The 16513-nt window shown below is 61.1% G+C and carries 16 protein-coding genes and 1 pseudogene; 7 read left to right on the top strand and 10 right to left on the bottom strand.

Annotation, left to right across the window (positions count from 1 at the left end; all coding sequences use genetic code 11):
• Positions 1–32 precede the first annotated feature (32 nt).
• Positions 33–1292 (bottom strand): ABC transporter substrate-binding protein, encoded by a 1260-nt coding sequence (locus GHK62_RS32355; RefSeq protein ID WP_153441675.1) that lies wholly within the window; start codon positions 1290–1292, stop codon positions 33–35.
• 168 nt (positions 1293–1460) lie between these two features.
• On the opposite strand from GHK62_RS32355, the gene GHK62_RS32350 reads away from it, so the two are divergent.
• Together GHK62_RS32350 and GHK62_RS34710 are read left to right on the top strand one after the other, a co-directional pair.
• On the top strand, positions 1461–2480 hold the full coding sequence (locus GHK62_RS32350; RefSeq protein WP_153441676.1) for a LacI family DNA-binding transcriptional regulator: 1020 nt from the start codon (positions 1461–1463) through the stop codon (positions 2478–2480).
• Between the two features lie 172 nt (positions 2481–2652).
• Positions 2653–2769 (top strand): annotated as a pseudogene (locus GHK62_RS34710) (IS30 family transposase); the annotation flags it as partial.
• A gap of 109 nt (positions 2770–2878) precedes the next feature.
• Here GHK62_RS34710 and GHK62_RS32340 read toward each other — a convergent pair.
• The 9 genes from GHK62_RS32340 to GHK62_RS32300 all read right to left on the bottom strand — a co-directional run bounded on the left by GHK62_RS32340 (position 2879) and on the right by GHK62_RS32300 (position 11317).
• A complete protein-coding gene (locus GHK62_RS32340; RefSeq protein ID WP_153441677.1) occupies positions 2879–3256 on the bottom strand; it encodes a DUF3307 domain-containing protein in 378 nt (125 codons plus the stop codon).
• Entirely contained in the window at positions 3192–5114 is a 1923-nt protein-coding gene (locus tag GHK62_RS32335; RefSeq protein ID WP_153441678.1) for an adenylate/guanylate cyclase domain-containing protein, read from the bottom strand. The genes GHK62_RS32340 and GHK62_RS32335 overlap by 65 nt, the downstream gene beginning before the upstream one ends.
• Positions 5115–5116: 2 nt before the next feature.
• A complete protein-coding gene (locus GHK62_RS32330) occupies positions 5117–6427 on the bottom strand; it encodes an NAD(P)/FAD-dependent oxidoreductase (RefSeq protein ID WP_153441679.1) in 1311 nt (436 codons plus the stop codon).
• Between the two features lie 3 nt (positions 6428–6430).
• Positions 6431–6904 (bottom strand): DoxX family protein, encoded by a 474-nt coding sequence (locus GHK62_RS32325; RefSeq protein ID WP_153441680.1) that lies wholly within the window; start codon positions 6902–6904, stop codon positions 6431–6433.
• Positions 6901–7701: an HvfC/BufC family peptide modification chaperone gene (locus GHK62_RS32320; RefSeq protein ID WP_153441681.1), complete on the bottom strand. Its 801-nt coding sequence runs from the start codon at positions 7699–7701 to the stop codon at positions 6901–6903. Before GHK62_RS32320 ends, GHK62_RS32325 begins: the two co-directional genes overlap by 4 nt.
• Positions 7688–8719 carry an MNIO family bufferin maturase gene (gene bufB / locus GHK62_RS32315; protein WP_153441682.1) on the bottom strand — a complete coding sequence of 344 codons (1032 nt, stop codon included), beginning with the start codon at positions 8717–8719 and terminating at the stop codon, positions 7688–7690. The genes GHK62_RS32320 and bufB overlap by 14 nt, the downstream gene beginning before the upstream one ends.
• A 35-nt stretch (positions 8720–8754) precedes the next feature.
• Positions 8755–9024 carry a BufA1 family periplasmic bufferin-type metallophore gene (locus tag GHK62_RS32310; protein WP_153441683.1) on the bottom strand — a complete coding sequence of 90 codons (270 nt, stop codon included), beginning with the start codon at positions 9022–9024 and terminating at the stop codon, positions 8755–8757.
• A gap of 350 nt (positions 9025–9374) precedes the next feature.
• Positions 9375–10460 (bottom strand): patatin-like phospholipase family protein, encoded by a 1086-nt coding sequence (locus GHK62_RS32305; RefSeq protein ID WP_153441684.1) that lies wholly within the window; start codon positions 10458–10460, stop codon positions 9375–9377.
• 26 nt (positions 10461–10486) lie between these two features.
• Positions 10487–11317, bottom strand: coding sequence for a 3-hydroxybutyrate dehydrogenase (locus GHK62_RS32300; RefSeq protein WP_153441685.1), 831 nt, complete (start codon positions 11315–11317; stop codon positions 10487–10489).
• Positions 11318–11492: 175 nt separating this feature from the next.
• Here GHK62_RS32300 and GHK62_RS32295 point away from each other — a divergent pair, with 175 nt between their 5' ends.
• The 5 genes from GHK62_RS32295 to GHK62_RS32275 all read left to right on the top strand — a co-directional run bounded on the left by GHK62_RS32295 (position 11493) and on the right by GHK62_RS32275 (position 16184).
• Positions 11493–12428 carry a LysR family transcriptional regulator gene (locus GHK62_RS32295; RefSeq protein ID WP_153441686.1) on the top strand — a complete coding sequence of 312 codons (936 nt, stop codon included), beginning with the start codon at positions 11493–11495 and terminating at the stop codon, positions 12426–12428.
• A gap of 112 nt (positions 12429–12540) precedes the next feature.
• Positions 12541–13035, top strand: coding sequence for a cupin domain-containing protein (locus GHK62_RS32290; protein ID WP_153441687.1), 495 nt, complete (start codon positions 12541–12543; stop codon positions 13033–13035).
• 83 nt (positions 13036–13118) lie between these two features.
• Positions 13119–14378, top strand: a complete 1260-nt coding sequence (locus GHK62_RS32285) for an MFS transporter (RefSeq protein ID WP_153441688.1) — start codon at positions 13119–13121, stop codon at positions 14376–14378.
• A 36-nt stretch (positions 14379–14414) separates the two neighbouring features.
• Positions 14415–14897, top strand: a complete 483-nt coding sequence (locus GHK62_RS32280) for a DUF302 domain-containing protein (protein ID WP_153441689.1) — start codon at positions 14415–14417, stop codon at positions 14895–14897.
• 255 nt (positions 14898–15152) lie between these two features.
• On the top strand, positions 15153–16184 hold the full coding sequence (locus tag GHK62_RS32275; protein ID WP_153441690.1) for an IS110 family RNA-guided transposase: 1032 nt from the start codon (positions 15153–15155) through the stop codon (positions 16182–16184).
• Positions 16185–16513: the final 329 nt, after the last annotated feature.

Here is a 16513-nt window from a genome sequence, read left to right as displayed (position 1 = left end):
TTTTCTCCTCCGCTGGAGTTGAGAACAGCGGGTTAGTTTAGGATGTCCTCGATCGTTTCTTTGGCATCCGTCAGGACCTTGCCGACATCCGCTTCGCAGGTCAGGGCCTGCTGCACGGCGGGAAGGACAGCTTCATCGACGATTTCCTGGTATTTCTCGTCCATCGGCCGCCCTTGGGTCGCAGGCGCGCTCAACGTCTCAAGCAGCGGCGTGAAATGCTCATAACCTGGTTTGCCGGAATAGCTGCGATAGGCGGAATTCGTCGCCGCAAGGCCAAGCGGCGCTTCGATACCCAATGCATTGTTGGCGATCGCAAAGGCTACAAATTTCTTCGCCGCGTCCTTGTGCTGGGAGGTCGAGGGGACAACGTTGTACCAAGGGCCGGGAATAGCCGCGATCCCGGCGTCACTGGCCAGCATCGGCGCGACGCCGACCTTGCCGCTGACCTTTGAATCCGCTGGCGTCATCTTGTAGGCATGCGCCCAGAACTTCATCATGGCCGTCCTGCCTTGATAGAACAGGTTCTGCGCCTCGCCCCAACCGATCTCATTCACATTCTCCGGCACCGAATGATCGACGCAGTGCGGGGCGATGTAGAATTCGAGCGCCTTCTTATGGGCTTCGTTATCGATGATAACTTTGCCATCCCTGTCGAGGATCACACCGGGCGAGCCCGCCTGAAGCACATGCGCCATCCACTCTTCGGAAAAGGTGCCGATGGTGTCGGTGCCCCAGAAGTCCGTTTTGCCGTCGCCGTCCGTGTCGCGGGTGAAGAACTTTGCCATGTCGCGCCATTGTTGCCAGGTCTTCGGCGGAGCAAGGGGATAGCCATACTTTTCCTGGAACGCCTTCTGCTCCTCCGGTTTGCTAAAGAGGTCCTTGCGATAAAAAACGATCTCCGCATTCGCCCAGGTGGGCATTCCGATCATTTTGCCTCCAACCTGTGCGTCGGCAAGCAGAGCCGGTGGCAGATCCTTGCGAACCGCGTCGGTGAAGAGCGGTGCGAGATCCTCGACATGGCCCGCGAATTTGGCGTTCCAGACAACATCGATCGTAACAACATCGAACGCCGATGACCCGGAGGCGATTTCGGCCGAGAACTTGTCAAATACGCCCTGGTAGGGAACGACCGTGAACTTCACCTCAATGCCGGTCTCAGCGGTGAACTTCTCGGCCACGGCCTTCTGGAGCATCTCGCCGCCGCCTTCGACCAGGATATTGATGGTTTCGGCATTCGCCGGCGCCACCATGAAGATGAGCGCGAGCGCGCTGGCTGAAAGCAAATTCTTCATGAGATCCTCCTGTCTTTAAAGCGAGGCTCTCACTCCAGCCTCCCATGAAGGCAACCATAATCTTGGTATGACGACGTTGTCAACGTGCATTGTCGACGTTGTCATTAAAATTGTCGACGTTGTCATTTCCTTGGTGTACAAGTGCTTTCAGAGGGAAAGGATTACGATATGGTCAGCATCGTCAGTGTCGCTAAAGCGGCAGGGGTATCGAACAAGACCGTGTCCCGGGTAATCAACGGCGAACCGCATGTGACCGAGGACACGCGAGAAAGAGTGGAAAAGGCCATTCGGGATCTCGGCTACATTCCCAACATGGCCGCGCGCCAAATACGCTCAAGCCGCTCCAACACGTTCGGGATCATCACCGACTATGTTTCCACGACTCCCTATTCGGTCGATATCGTGCGCGGAATCCAGGATTGGGCCAATAGGCATGGGAAAAGTATCCTGATGGCAAACACCGGAGGGTTACCCGAACGGGAGGCGGAAATCTGGAAAATGTTCCAGTCCCACCGTATCGACGGGGTGCTCTACGTGACGATGTACCACCGCGTCGTGGATCCCGAGGCCGGCGATGTGAGCATACCGACGGTAATGATCAACTGCCGGCCTCACACGAGCGAGCTCTTGCCATCCATCGAGCCTGACGACTTCCAGGGCGCCCGGGACCTCACCCGATATTTGCTTGAACGGGGACATCGAAGGATCGGCTATATCAGGCTCAACCCGATTCTGCTTGGCGCTGAACTGCGTCTCGATGCCTTCCGCCGCACTGTGAAGGAATTCGGCCTCGCGGAGAGCGACCTCTCCATTCGTCTTGGAATGGAAGGACCGGTCGGAGCAGAAGAGAATTATGTGTTTGCGGCAGCGACCGAAATGTTGCAGCAAAAGGATCGCCCAACTGCGATCATGAGCGGCAATGATGAAATGGCGATTCAGATCTATATTGCAGCTTTGACGTCGGGACTAAGAATCCCGCAGGACGTCAGCATTGTTGGCTTTGACGATTTCAGAACCGTATCATTGGCGCTCAAGCCCGAACTGACCACCGCGGCATTGCCGTACTATGATCTCGGTTTCCAAGGTGCCGAGTGGTTGAACAGCGTCATTTCTGAAGAAATGGTGCGCGCGAGTCGTCGTGTCATCTCGTGCAAACTTGTCGAGCGTGCATCTGTGTGTGCTCTGTAGAACCGCCGGAGTGATGCCGCCCGCTCTCTATTCGACAACTAGCTCAGCTAGCCACCTGAATGCGGGAACGCTTGGGCATGGAGGCCTGCCAGAACTCAGATAATGCAGTTAAACGGTTTCGAGCCAGGACCTCCTGATCGATCATCGAAGGCTAGGCCGGAATCTCTTCAACATCAGCCAGCAGCAGCTGATCGCTCTCGTCCATCATCTGAACGCGCTGCCGCGCAAGTGCCTGGGCTACCGCACGCCGGCCGAAGTCTTCATGGCGCATTTGCGCGAAAGTAGCTGATGCCCTACCCTTCACACGGCATTGTTGCACTTGGATTACATTCTCCAGAACGAGAGCAAGCCAGAGTTCTTCGCCGGATACGCATGTTTGGCGCCAGGGATGAAGGCACTTACACCAGCGCGGCCAGGATCAGCGCCGCATAGGTGAGCTGGTGCATCAATTGATCGGCGCCGTGCATGGCCCAGTAGGCCCGGGTCGTCGCATCGGCGCCGCTATGCCGCGACAGCAGTGCCTTGCCGTAGTCTATGAGATAGTGAGCCAGGAACTCCGCGAGCACGAGAATGGCGACACGCGTCATGCCGGCGCTGGCGAGCATCAGCGCCGGCACGGTTCCGAGCGCGTGCCCGCCCGCATGCACATAGCCGCCGATCATGCGGAAATTGCCCTTGCCGCGCAGGATCCAGGCTGGCTGCAGCACATAGTCAACGACAAAGTGCTTGAGTTGCAGGCAAGCGAGCATCGCCACCGTTGTAATCGCCATTTCCATCGCTTCCTCCCGCGGATCGAACTTTTGGCTGGTCAATCGTATGTACGCCAACGGGCCTGGCCTTGCCGCGGACCGTCGCAAGCCCGAGCGGTCTCGTCATCGGTTCTGCCCCGAGCTCGCGCATGGTCGCGTCGCTCAGCACGATTTCGACGCCGCGCTCCTTGGCCACGTTCACCAGTCGGCTCGCGAGATTGACCGCGTCGCCGATGGCCGTGTAGCTCAGCCGCTCGGCGGAACCGATATTGCCGATCAGGGCCGTGCCACTATTGATGCCGATGCGCACGCGGACCGCGTTCTCGCCTGCCGCGATCGGCGGGTCGTCATGCATTGCCGTCCGGATCGCGACAGCCGCGCGGCAGGCGCGGGCAGCATGATCCGGCTGCTTGCCCGGCGCGTTCCAGATCGCCATAACGGCATCCCCGATGAACTTGTCAACCGTGCCGCCCTCCGCATGGACAGCGGCGACCGCAATAGTCAGGAAGCGCGTCAGATGTGGCTCGACGCCGGGTCCGAGCCTCTCTGTCAGTTCCGTGAAACCGGGCAGGTCGGCGAACATGACCGTCACTTCGCAGAGCGCGCCGCCGGGCTTCGGCTCGATGCCGCCTTCGACGAGCGGTCGCACCACGTCGAGCGGCATATAGCGGGCGAAGGCTGAAAGCCCGACCGCCATCCGCTTCAATGCCTGGGAGAAATCGTTGAGCTCGGCGAGGAAGGTCGGGTGATGGCGGACGCTTTCCAGCGAAAAGCGCTCGACCGCACGCAATTGCGCTGCCAGCCGGGCGAGCGGGCGGGCGAAGAGAAAATTTGCAAAGCCGACCGCAGTCGCTGCGGCAAGGGCGGCCATAGCGAGCACGACTAAGGCTACGCGCCGGATATTCTTGTCAATGCCGCCTGCGAAGGTCGAGCGTGGCGTGGCGGCAACAAGGCGCCAATTCTCGAACGGCAGGCGCGACGACGACACGAAGACGGGCCCGAGCGAGGCGTTTGGCACTACCACGCGGAAGGCATCGACCTTATTGGCCGCGACAGCCTCGGCCGCGGCTGACGCCACCGCATCGGCAGCCGGAAAGTCGGAAAAATGCGCCGCCATCACGCCGTCGGAGGGTTGCGATGTCGCAAGGACACGCCCGCTGCTGTCAAGAACGAATGCCTTGCCGAGCGCCGGTAGTTCAAGCGCCTTTAACGCCTCGGAGAGACGCCGGAGGCTCACCGCCACCATCACGACGCCGATAAACTTCCCGAAGCTCACGACACGCTTCGACAGCACCATGGCGGGCTCGAAACCGTTCGGCAGCACATTGGTGACTGTCCAGACAGGCTCTCCGTTTTCCTTGCCCAATCGATACCAGGGGGCGCCGAGTACCACATAGGCGCTCTCCGCCTTGTTGCGCTCCTCGAAAAAGATGTCGCCCGGGATCGGTCGGTAGAGATCGCGCCGCAACGGACGGAGTTCGCCGGCTCTCGCGGCGCCGATTTCGACCATCTCGATCCGGCCGTCGGCGGTCGCATGCGATCCGAAAAAACGCCCATCCGGAAAGCCGAAGCCGATCCAGTCGATTGATGGCTGCTCGCGCAGCAACGAGAGGAACAGGAACTCGCGCTTGACCTCATCATCGGCGTTGATCGCACCCTGGAAGAAGATGGAGCGGACAATTTCGGCCGTGCTCGACACGAGCGACAACGTCCGGGACAGGTCGTTCCTGACGGACCCCGCCGTCTGGGCATCGAGACTCGCGACGATCTCCTCAATGCTCTCGCCGGCTGCGCGCTGCCAGATGAGATGGATAAGCGCGGCGGTGGAGAGCACCGATAGCATGACGAGAACGACGACGACGTGGGCGAGCTTCGGGCGATACATCGCTAGGCCTCATGGTGACCGGTAATCAGCCGCGCGGCGCGATCGTTGCGGGCATAGGCGACCGCCCAGTCGAGAAACACCACGAGGCGGTTGCGGAAGCCGACGAGGAACCAGAGGTGGGCGAAGTTCCAGACGAGCCATGCGGGATAGCCGGAGAGCCTGGTCTTGCCGAAATCCGCGACCGCTGCCTTGCGGCCGATGGTCGCGAGATTGCCGTAGTCACGGTAGCGGAAGGGCGCCGATTGCCGTCCCGCCATATCGCCGAGAATGGCGTAGGCTGCATAACGCCCCATCTGCTTGGCTGCCGGCGCTACGCCCGGTACAGGACGTCCGGCCGCATCGGTTACCGAGGCCGTGTCACCGATGACGAATATTTCGTCGTGTGCTGGTGGATTGAGGCGCTCGTCGACGATGACCCGTCCGGCGCGGTCGGCCGCCGCACCGATCCACTTGGCGGCGCGCGAAGCCATAACGCCCGCGGCCCAGAGAACGCAGGCGGAGCCGATTTCAGTTCCGTCGGCCAGCCGTACGCCGCTGTCGTCACAGCCGGCGACGGCATTGCCGAGCACCACCTCGACGCCAAGCTTTTCGAGTTGTCTCTGGGCCTTTCTCGAAAGGCAGGACGGCATCGCCGGCAGTATCCGCTCACCCGCCTCGACGAGCACGACCCGGGCGGAGGATGAATCGATGCGCCGGAAATCGTGAACGATCGTCCTTCGGGAGAGCTCGGCGATTGCGCCGCCGAGCTCGACTCCGGTCGGCCCACCGCCGACGACGACGAAGGTCAACAGCTTCTGACGCAAACGGGGATCATCGGTCACCTCCGCCCGTTCGAAGGCGGAGAGGATGCGAGCGCGGATCGCCGTCGCATCCGTGATTGTCTTCAGGCCGGGGGCGTGGTCCGCCCAGGTGTCGTTACCGAAATAAGTATGGCGGGCGCCGGTCGCGACGATCAGATAGTCATACGGGATGCGCTGGCCGCCGGTCACGACACATCGCGCGGCGGTATCGACCGCCTCGACCTTGTCCATCAGGACCGTGGCATTCGACTGCCGCGAAAGAATGCGGCGGATCGGCATGGCAATCTGCGCCGGCGAGAGCCCCGCGGTCGCTACTTGGTAGAGCAGAGGCTGGAACAGGTGATAGTTTCGCCGGTCGATGACGGTGACTTCGACCGGCGCGCTGCGAAGCGCCATCGCCGCGTTCAGACCGCCGAAGCCAGCACCGAGAATGACCACGCGCGGCCGGCGCTTCTCCTGGTCCTTGCCGGTCGCCCCCGGCAGGGAACCGCTTTGAGCAGGCGTTACCGACATCACTCAGCCTCCGGCACGGATGCGTCGGGCGACCACATGATCGACCGAAAACACGCCGGCGCCCCGCGAGAGGATGAGCAAGAGCAGGCTCGTCCACATCAGATGCTCGACCCAATGATCCGGGTAGACGAAGATCTGAATGGTGGCGACGACGCCGAGCAGCATCAGTGAGGCGAGCCGCGCGAGCAGTCCCAATCCGAGCATCGCCGCGCCACTGAGTTCCACTACCGTCGCCATAAGGGCGGCCAGCCCGGGATCGAGCAGCGGCAAGCGATATTCGAAGGCGAACAGCTGGAGCGTGACCGGCCACGAGGCAAGCTTCGTCTGGGCGGATTGCCAAAAAACCTCCGCGACGGCAACGCGGGACCCCAGTTGCACAATCGATAACGGCAGGGCCGCCGACCACTCCACGACCGCTTCGTGGAGCCTGTATATCGTTCTGGAAAAACTCATCGGTGTTGCGCGCATTGTAGTCATGACACTCTCTCCTGCTGGTTGGAAGACTCCTTCGCGCGATGGATGCCTGTGACGAGCTCGCTGACGAAAAGGCCTGTCACCGCTCGTGCGATATCGAACTCAGGCGAGTGGCGGCAGGCGCGGGCAACCGCAGCCTCGAGTCCCCTGCCCCGCCTCAACACGTACCAAAACGCAAACTCCGCGGCGTCGAGGCGCAGGAAGCGAACGGTGTCGCCATGTCTCCAGAGCGCGATGCGCTCCGGTTCGCGGTTGAGATTCGCGAGCCTGTCGGGATCGCCCGCCTGCTGATGCGCCGCCCATATGCTGAGGGCGGGCCAGCGGCAAAGAACAAGTCGCAGCGAAGGCTGCAAGAAGAGCGCGAAAGACCCACTCGAAAGCCCCTCATAGAGCTCGATCAGTGTACTTGGCCGCTCCAACGGCGCGTCGAGCGCTTCGGCGATCTTCCACTCGAGACGCGCGACCTCAGAGACGAAGGGCATATCGGCGGTTCCCTCGAAGTTCGCGAGAAATGGCGCAAATCCTGCGCCGTACCGGGAAAGGCGCGGCTCTTGTGGCGGGTTGCTCCGAATGAAGCGGCCGGCGGCATAACTGAAGTAGCGTTCATCGAGCAGCCGCACCGTCACGGGGAAGACGGCCTTCAAGGTCGTCGTGAGCGAGACCAGTGTATTGTTGCGGTAGATGTTGAGCCGCCTTGCGGGATCGAAACGGCCCCGTGCCAGGAGTGGCAGGATATCTGCCGGCCCGGTCGTCAGAACCGCACGCGCGACGACACTTTGCAGGGTTTCAATGGAAGACATGGCGGTCCCTCCTGCAATTATTCGATGCGCACGTGCCGCAAGCGGCTTTGACTGCCGCTGTTGCGGCGAGCGCCGGGAAAAGGATGCCAGTTGCGCCGTCGCGGCCGGGCAACCCTATGGTCTCGAAACGGCCGTCCGGTACAGTGACCGGCGGCTCCTCAAGGCGTTCGTCGAAGGCGATCCGGCGGGCGAGCATGTCGGCCCACATCGCTTCGCCCAATAAGACCTCGAGCGGCGGCACATCCGTGTCCCATTCGATGAGTGTCGGTCGCGGGCCGATCCTGCGGAGCGCGTGGGCATAGAGCGACCAGACTGCCGGCGGCACACGCGACCCATGGTCGTCGATGAGAATGACGTCGCCGTCGATTTCGTTGACCGCGTGGCCGGCAAGGTGGATCTCACCGATCGCGTCGGCAGGCAGAGCGTCGATGAAGGCCAATGCATCGAAATCGAGGTTGCTTGCGGAGACATGGACGTTATTGACGTCCAGCAGCAAGCCGCAACCGGTCCGGTTGACGAGCTCGATCAGGAATTCGGCCTCGGTCATGCTCGATTCAGCGAAGGCGAGATAGGCGGAGAGGTTTTCGATGAACACCTGGCGCTTGAGCGTGTCCTGCAGCCGATCAACGTTTGCGGAAACGATGGCAAGTGCCTCGTCGTCGTAACGGAGCGGAAGGAGGTCGTTGAGGTAGGCGCCGTCGGCGACACTCCAGGCAAGGTGTTCGGAGACGATCGCTGGCTGGAAGCGTTGGCAGACGACACGCAGCCGCTCCAGATGCGCTCGGTCGAGACCCGAGGCGCTGCCGAGCGACAGCCCGACGCCGTGCACCGAAAGCGGATAGACTTCGCGCAGCTTCTCAAGCGCATCCACGGCTGCTGATTGGCCCATGTAGTTTTCGGCATGGACTTCCAGCCAACCTGCAGCGGGCCTGCGGGAAAGCATCTCGGCAATGTGTATGGAACGGAGGCCGATGCCCGCAGCGCACGGCATCGGGTGGGTTGGAAACGTCTTGGGCATCGGTCTACTCCCTTTTTGCTTGCTGTCGCGGGCCGTCAGGCCTTCGGGGCGTCGCTGCCGCCGGCGATCTTTCCGCAGGTGCCGGCAGGCACATAGATCCAGGCATCGGCCTGGTCGTCCATCGTCGAGGTCCCCGCGCAGGAATGGGTTGCCGTCTGGCAGTCGTTCTGCCCCGCCTTGACGATGCCGTAGCACTTCTCGAACGAGTAGTCGGGCTGGGCGGCCGGTCCTGCCGAGGCCGTGGAAGCCGAGACGGAGGCGATCGCCGCAAGCGCGGAACTGATGAGCGTACGCGTGTAGATCATTGAACATCTCCTGGATCTGACGTTGTTCAGACCGCACATCGGCCTGATGCTGAGAAGCTTCGCAGACCGCTCGAGCTGTTTGAAATGCTGTTCAGGCATGGTTTCGATAGGCCGAACTATCCGTCGGCGATGGACGCACCCGAGACGAAAAAAAGCCCCCCGGTTGGGGGGCAAGACTGCCATCGGGAGGGAGATGGCAAAGAGAGCTTGCGCGCACTCCGTGGCGACGCGCTGGGATTGGTTCGGGCGTCGAACGCCCTAGATCACGATGATTTTGGGTCGAATCGACCCAAAATCATAAACGTGATCGATTCTAGAGCGGATGCGGGCGGAAATCGCTTCAGACCGCTCTAGAGATAACGCGTACTGATATCGACGCTCGAGCGCTTCCCTATTGCATCGTAGTTCGCCATCAGCCAGTCCTCCGCGCATTGTCGGCCGCGATCACGGAGGTCTACGAGGGCTCCCCACTCGGCATTAAGCTTGCTCGATACGCTGAGGTTTCTCATCGTCTCATCGTCGGAAATGCCGTGCACGAAGATGCGCTTGAGCCCGAGGGAATTACCCGCGTTGGAATCGATCAACTGCGTTACAAAGGCGATTGCACGCATCTCCCTGAGCAGCGACGAATTGAAGCTGATTTCGTTGATCCTGTTCAGGATTTCGGCGGCGGTCCGCGGCAACTCCGTTCGCTCCAGCGGATTGATATGCACCACCAGCACATCAGGAGTATCGCAGCCGTAGATCAGCGGGAAAATGGCGGGGTTTCCCATGTAGCCTCCGTCCCAATAGGCTTCTCCGTCGATCTCGACGGCTTGAAACAGGAACGGCAGACAAGCCGAAGCCATCACGGCGTCGATCGTGATCTCGTCATTGGAAAACACCTTGACCTTGCCGGAGCGCACGTTTGTCGCGCAGATGTTGAGCTTCACCGGACAACGGGACATGCGGATCGCGTCAAGGTCGATCGATTGCTCGAGGACCTGGCGCAACGGATTATAGTTCAGCGGATTGAACTGATAGGGCGAGAGCAGCCGCGTCACCATATCGAAAATGACAAAGGCCGGCGAAAACTCCAATGACTTCGATCCGGTTACGCGGTCCAGCAAGCTCGGCTGCAGCGGGCTGAAGGCTGCCGCGTGGCTGATGCGGCGCCAGAAATTGGCGAGCGCCTTCTGCGCGCCGCTGCGCCCGCCTTCCGCAAGCCCATAGGCCAAGACGGCGGCGTTCATCGCGCCGGCACTGGTGGCGACAATGCCTTCGAAGGAGAGGTGCGGCTCGTCTAGCAGCCGGTCGAGCACACCCCAGGTAAAGGCGCCGTGCGCACCGCCGCCCTGAAGCGCCAGGTTTATCGTTCGTGCCGTACGCACATCGGCCATGATAGGTCTTTCCTGATCGGCGGGCGCCGGCAGGTCCACTTTCGTGTGCTCGTTCATGGCTCTGCTCCTCTTCGCTGCGACAATCAATGGGCCGTCCATCCACCGTCGACGGGGATCGCCGTGCCGGTGATGGAGGCGGCAGCGTTGCTACACAGGAAGACGCTGAGCGCCCCCATCTCTTCGACCGTAGCAAACCGCTTGGTCGGCTGGTTCTTCAGGAACACATCGCGGATCACCGCATCGCGCGCGATGCCGTGCGATTTTGCCTGATCGTCGATCTGCTGTTCGACGAGCGGCGTCCAGACATAGCCCGGGCAGATCGCATTGGCCGTGATGCCGAATTCCGCGCCTTCGAGGGCCACCACCTTGGTGAGCCCGACGAGACCATGCTTGGCGGCCACGTAAGCCGACTTGTAGGGCGAGGCGACGAGACCATGAGCCGAGGCGACATTGATGACGCGTCCGTAACCGCGAGCGCGCATCGGCCCGTAGGTCGCCTGAACGAGGTGAAACGCAGCAGAAAGATTGATCCCAAGGATCGCGTCCCATTTCGCCGTCGGGAACTCGGAGATCGGGGCAACATGCTGTATGCCGGCATTGTTGACGACGATGTCGACCTGCCCGAAGCGGGCGCCGGCGCGCTCGACCATCATCCGGATCGCCTCCGGACTCGACATGTCGGCGCTATCATAGGCGACGTCGACGTCGTTTTCCTGCGCCATCTCGGCCCGTTGCCGTTCGATTTCGGCCGGATCGCCAAAGCCGTTGAGCATCACCGCCGCGCCCGCTTTGGCAAGCGCCTGGGCGACGCCGAGACCAATGCCGCTGGTGGAACCGGTGACGATGGCGCTGCGCCCCTCGAGCGCCCTGCGCCCGAAGATCGCCTCGATTTCAGCGTCGGTACTTTTGAACATGTCCGCGTCTCCTCATGTTTGGGCCGAAGGGCCTCTTCCGGAGCGAGAATGGCGCTGTATTCATTTCAACTGAAATGCCACTGTGCTATGAATTCGATAGGTGAATTGCATTGGTGAAAGCGGCATCTGCATTGGAGAGTCGCCGCCTGGACATGAAAACCTTGCGGGGGCGGGTATGGACATTCACCACGTTCGGTATTTCTTGGCCGTTTGCGAGACGCGAAATTTCACGCGTGCCGCCGAAAAATGCAACGTGACCCAGCCGGCATTGAGCCGTGCCGTCCAGCAACTCGAAGATGAAGTCGGCGGGCTCCTGTTTCGGCGGGAACGGAACCTGACCCACATCACGGATCTCGGAAACCTGCTGAGACCGCGGTTCCAGTCGATTCTCGACGAGCTCTCGGGCGTCAGGCAGGAAGCGTCACGCTTTCTCTGTCTGGAAGATGCGCATGTGAAGGTCGGCATCATGTGCACGATCGGACCGCGTCGGTTTACCGGCCTCCTGACCGACTTCAACATGCGCCACCGCGGCGTTCAGCTTCAGCTCGTCGAAGGTGTGCCGTCCAAGCTTTCAGAACTGCTTGGGGAAGGAGAGATAGATGTGGCCATCATGGCGAGCAGCGAGCGGTTCCCCGAACGCTTCGACGTGACCGCGCTGTTTCGTGAAAGGTTCATGCTCGCCTTTCCTCCGGGTCACCGTCTCTGTCAATACGATGCGATTCCCATTACCGCCATCGATGGCGAGATCTATCTCAGGCGCGTGAACTGCGAATACTGGGATTATCTCACGGAGTTGTGCGAGTCCTCTGGCGTGAGGACCCAGATCTCCTACTCCAGCGAGCGGGAGGACTGGATACAAAACATGGTGGCCGGCGGGCTCGGCATCTGCTTCATTCCCGAATACAGTGCCGTCATTCCAGGCTTGCAGGTGCGGCCCGTGGTCGAGCCGGAGGTCACGCGGGAGGTTTGCCTCGTGACTGTCGCAGGCCGGCGGTTCTCGCCGGCCGTCGCCACCTTCGTCGGGGCAGTCAAATCCTATGGCTGGGCGGCACCGCATTCCGGCATTGACATGCGCCGATCAGCCGCCGACGCCTCAGCCCTCCCGCAATAGCTCTGAGCTATGGAATTCAAAAGCAGGCGGCATTTCTTTGTCGGCCGAATGTCCCGCAATCTCCTTGTGCCGCCGGAATATCTCCGGCCGGACCGACCAAGGAGAACCGGACATGATTCAGAAATCCATCGCAGGCCGTCTGTCGTTGGCCGCCGTTGCGGCGCTCGGACTCTTCGCAAGCACACTCGCGGCGCCATTGGCCATGGCCGGGGAATGCCCCAAGGACCAGATCGCAGCAAATGCCATGGCGCCCGGCGCCACGACGCCTGAAGGCGTGACCGACGAAGTCCTCGCGTCCATCGATCTTTCCTCGAAGGGAAGCGCGTGGGAAGGGAATGCGCTGCGGCTGCGCAAGCTGGTCGTCCAGCCGGGCGGCATCGTGCCGTGGCATTCGCACGACGCGCGTCCCGCCAACATTCTGGTCGTGGAAGGCACGATCACGGAATATCGCAGCAGTTGCAAAGTCCCGATCGAACACAAGGCGGGTGAAGTCACTGCCGAATTCGGCGATCTTGCCCATTGGTGGAAGAACAACGGCGCGAAGCCGGCCGTGCTCTATTCGGCAGATATCCTGCCGCCGATGGCCAGCGACGCCGACACCATGTGATCTCACGGCACGCCGAATATCAACCCAACCCGGACGTTTCCCGCCATCGGGCCGGAAACGTCCCCGCTTCAGGAGGACAGGCGATGGCGAATCCCGACCGCGCCACGGTGCCGGTATCCGTCTCCGTTCTGGCAAATCCGATAGCCGACCGCTGGCACTTCGGCATCATTGCGCTCATAGCATTCCTGACGCTCGTCGATCTCTTCGCCACCCAGGCAATCCTGCCGTCCCTGCAGGCGCAGTTCGACGTCAGCCGCGCGACGATGGGCTTCGCAGTCAATGCCAGCACCTTCGGCATGGCGGCCGCCAGCCTTGCCGTCGGTATTTTTGGGCGCAACCTGGACCGGCGGAACGGCATCTGGATCAGTCTCGCACTGCTTGCCGTACCGACTGTGTTGCTCTCAACAACCCGAGACATCGCGATCTTCGCTGGCCTGCGTGTGGCGCAGGGCCTGTGCATGGCGACCGCCTTCACCCTCACCATGGCCTACCTTGCGGAGCATTCTCCGGCTGAGCGGGCAACGGGCGCGCTTGCGGCCTACGTCACCGGCAATGTCGCCAGCAACCTCTTCGGCCGCATTCTCTCGGCTGCGGTTGCCGATCTCGGCGGACTGTCGATCAACTTCCAAACCTTCGCGCTTCTCAACCTGGCGGGCGCGGCCCTCGTCTGGACCACATTGAAGAGAACGGCGCACATGATGCCGGACCGGCGAATGCGGAGCAACGGGAGCTGGCGCTTGGTGCTCGGCAATCGGCGGCTGCAAAGCGTGCTCGCCATCGGTTTCCTGATCCTCTTCGTGTTCATAGGGACTTACACCTATGTCAACTTCCAGCTCGTCGAGCTCGGGCTTTCGCCGATGCAACTCGGCCTCGTCTATTTCGTTTTCCTGCCATCGCTGTTCACGACGCCGCTCGGCGGATTGATTTCGCGTCGCTTGGGTGACGGAGCCGGCATTGTGCTCACGCTCTTCCTCGCCGTTCTCGGGCTCATCGCCCTGTTCAGCAACAGCCTCGCCGTGGTCCTTGTAGGCCTTGCCATGGTCGCCGTCGGCACGTTTCTCGCGCAGGCGCTTGCAACCAGTCAGGTCGGCCGCATCGCCGAGAGTGAGAAGGCAACAGCAAGCGGCACCTATCTCGCTTCCTATTACACGGGCGGGCTCTTCGGGAGCCTGGTGGTCGGGCAGATCTACGATCGGTTCGGATGGAGCATTTCAGTCCTGACGCTCGTCGCAACGCTTGTGCTCGCCATGCTTTTTGCCGTCCCGTTGCGGGCCATGTGGTCCAGTTATCGAAACAGACAAGAGACGGCATTACCAAATCGCAGCAGACAGCCGCATTCTTGAAGGAGCCCGTTGGGGGCCAGAGAGAGGAGCTTTACAATGATGCAGATCAGCAATGCAGTAGGGTTGGCCGCCCTGATCGCCACCACGATCACGGCATCGGCTCAAGTTTCGACGACAGAGGCCGCAGACAGGGACGGCATAGTCACGGTCAAGAGCCGCTATTCGGTCAGCGAGACGGTGAACCGCATCAGGCGCAGCGTCGAGGAAAAAGGGATCACCCTCTTCGGCGTCATCGACCAGGCCAAGCTCGGCAACGCCGCAGGCAACGAGGTGCGTCCGTCGCGCCTGGTGATGTTCGGCAATCCGGCGCTTGGCACGACCTTTATTACCGCCAATCCGCTCGCCGGACTTGACTGGCCAGTTCGGGTCCTCGTGTATCAGGCGAAGGACGGATCCGTCTACGCCGCCTACACCGATTTTGACTGGATCGCAAAACGCCATCGAATTTCGAGTCGGGGCCGCGAGTTCGCCATGGCGTCGCAGGTGGTCGAAGCTGTCACAGCAATCGTTAAGGAATAGATGCGGCCAGAGCGCTCGTCCTCGTCTCCTTCTCCAGGAGCCGGCGAGCGCTTCTGCACGTCTCCATCGACGGGCGTGAAGGCACTCGATGAGAGGGCCTCGGCCATTGGGAGCTCGCCTTGAACATGGGGTAATCGCGGGCGGTTCACCCCGTAACCCTTCTCTCGGCAATAGCTGGCATGGGTGGTTGCCCCCGGTAAGATGGAAATACGGGCTCACGATTGGAACCGGGCCCAACATCAAATGGAGGCAACCATGGACCAATATATTGGGCTTGATGTTTCGTTGAAAGATACTGCGATCTCAATCCGGCAGGATGGGAAACGGGTCTGGCGAGGGAAATGTCCTTCTGATCCAAAGGCTCTGGCTCAGATGATTTCCAAGCATGCCCCGCAAGCAAAACGAGTTGTATTCGAGACCGGCCCATTATCGACGTGGTTCTATCATGCGCTGACAGCCGAAGGGCTTCCCGCGATTTGTATAGAAGCTCGGCACGCGCAAAAGGTGCTGAATGAGACGCTCAACAAGACTGACGCCAATGATGCGGATGGCTTGGCGCAGTTGGCCGAAGCCGGCTTTTACAAGGCAGTTCGAGTAAAGGCTTTCGATAGCATGCTAACACGCACACTGGTGGCGGCGCGCAATCAGCTTTTGAGCATCTCCAAGCAGCTCAGCAACCAGATACGCGGCCTGATGAAGACGTTCGGTCTCATCGTGCCCAAGGGGGCGGGCCGGGTATTTGATGCCAATGTGAGGGGACTGCTGGATGGAAATGCTGGACTGGAGCTAGTTGTATTGCCCCTGCTCGAGGCGTGGCGCGACATACGCAGGCATGCCGCCAATCTTGATCATCAGGTGCTCGGAGCGGCGAGGGAGAGCCAGGCTACAAAGCTTCTGATGACGATTCCGGGTGTTGGCGCTGTCACGGCCGTCTCCTACATTGCAGCGATCGAGGATCCTGTAAACTTCCGGACGTCGCGCTCTGTCGGCGCCTGGCTCGGGCTGACGACGCGGCGCTATCAGTCGGGCGAGATCGACTATGATGGCCATATCTCGCGACGAGGTGACGGTCAGCTGCGGGGATTACTTTACGAGGCGGCGACCGTCCTCCTCACGAGAACCAGTCGCCGCGCCGAATGCAGTCTCAAAACATGGGGGCTGAAGCTGCGTGAGCGCTTGGGCTTCAGGCGTGCAGCGGTTGCCGTTGCGCGAAAGCTTGCCGTCATCATGCACAGCATGCTTAAAACCGGCGAAGTGTTCAACGCATTGGCTGGCGATCCCGCATAAGCGAAAAAGCTGGCCTCCTTGCCTCAGTGGCTCAGGAGACACTGGGAGTCCCTGCTGTGGACGTGGGTCGGGTCATTCCGTCGTATCCGTCGTAGCTCGATCGAGACTGCGCCTTGAACATAGGAAGACCCACCCTGCGAAAACCCATCATGCGGCGACCGCGTGTCGACCGCGGAGACAACCCTGCTCCCGGCAGTGGACGAGTTTGCAAAAAAAAGGATGCAAGCTCCCCACAATCAAGAAAAGATGTCGCGCTGCATGCTCCGCAACACGGCAACAAAGTAGGGTGTTCGAAATTCGCTTGACCCCGAGCATGCGATTAGACAACG

Origin of the sequence: Sinorhizobium terangae (assembly GCF_009601505.1) — a bacterium.
Lineage (GTDB): Bacteria > Pseudomonadota > Alphaproteobacteria > Rhizobiales > Rhizobiaceae > Sinorhizobium > Sinorhizobium terangae.
Note: the sequence above shows the minus strand (reverse complement) of the source record. Positions and strands in the feature narration are given on the sequence as shown.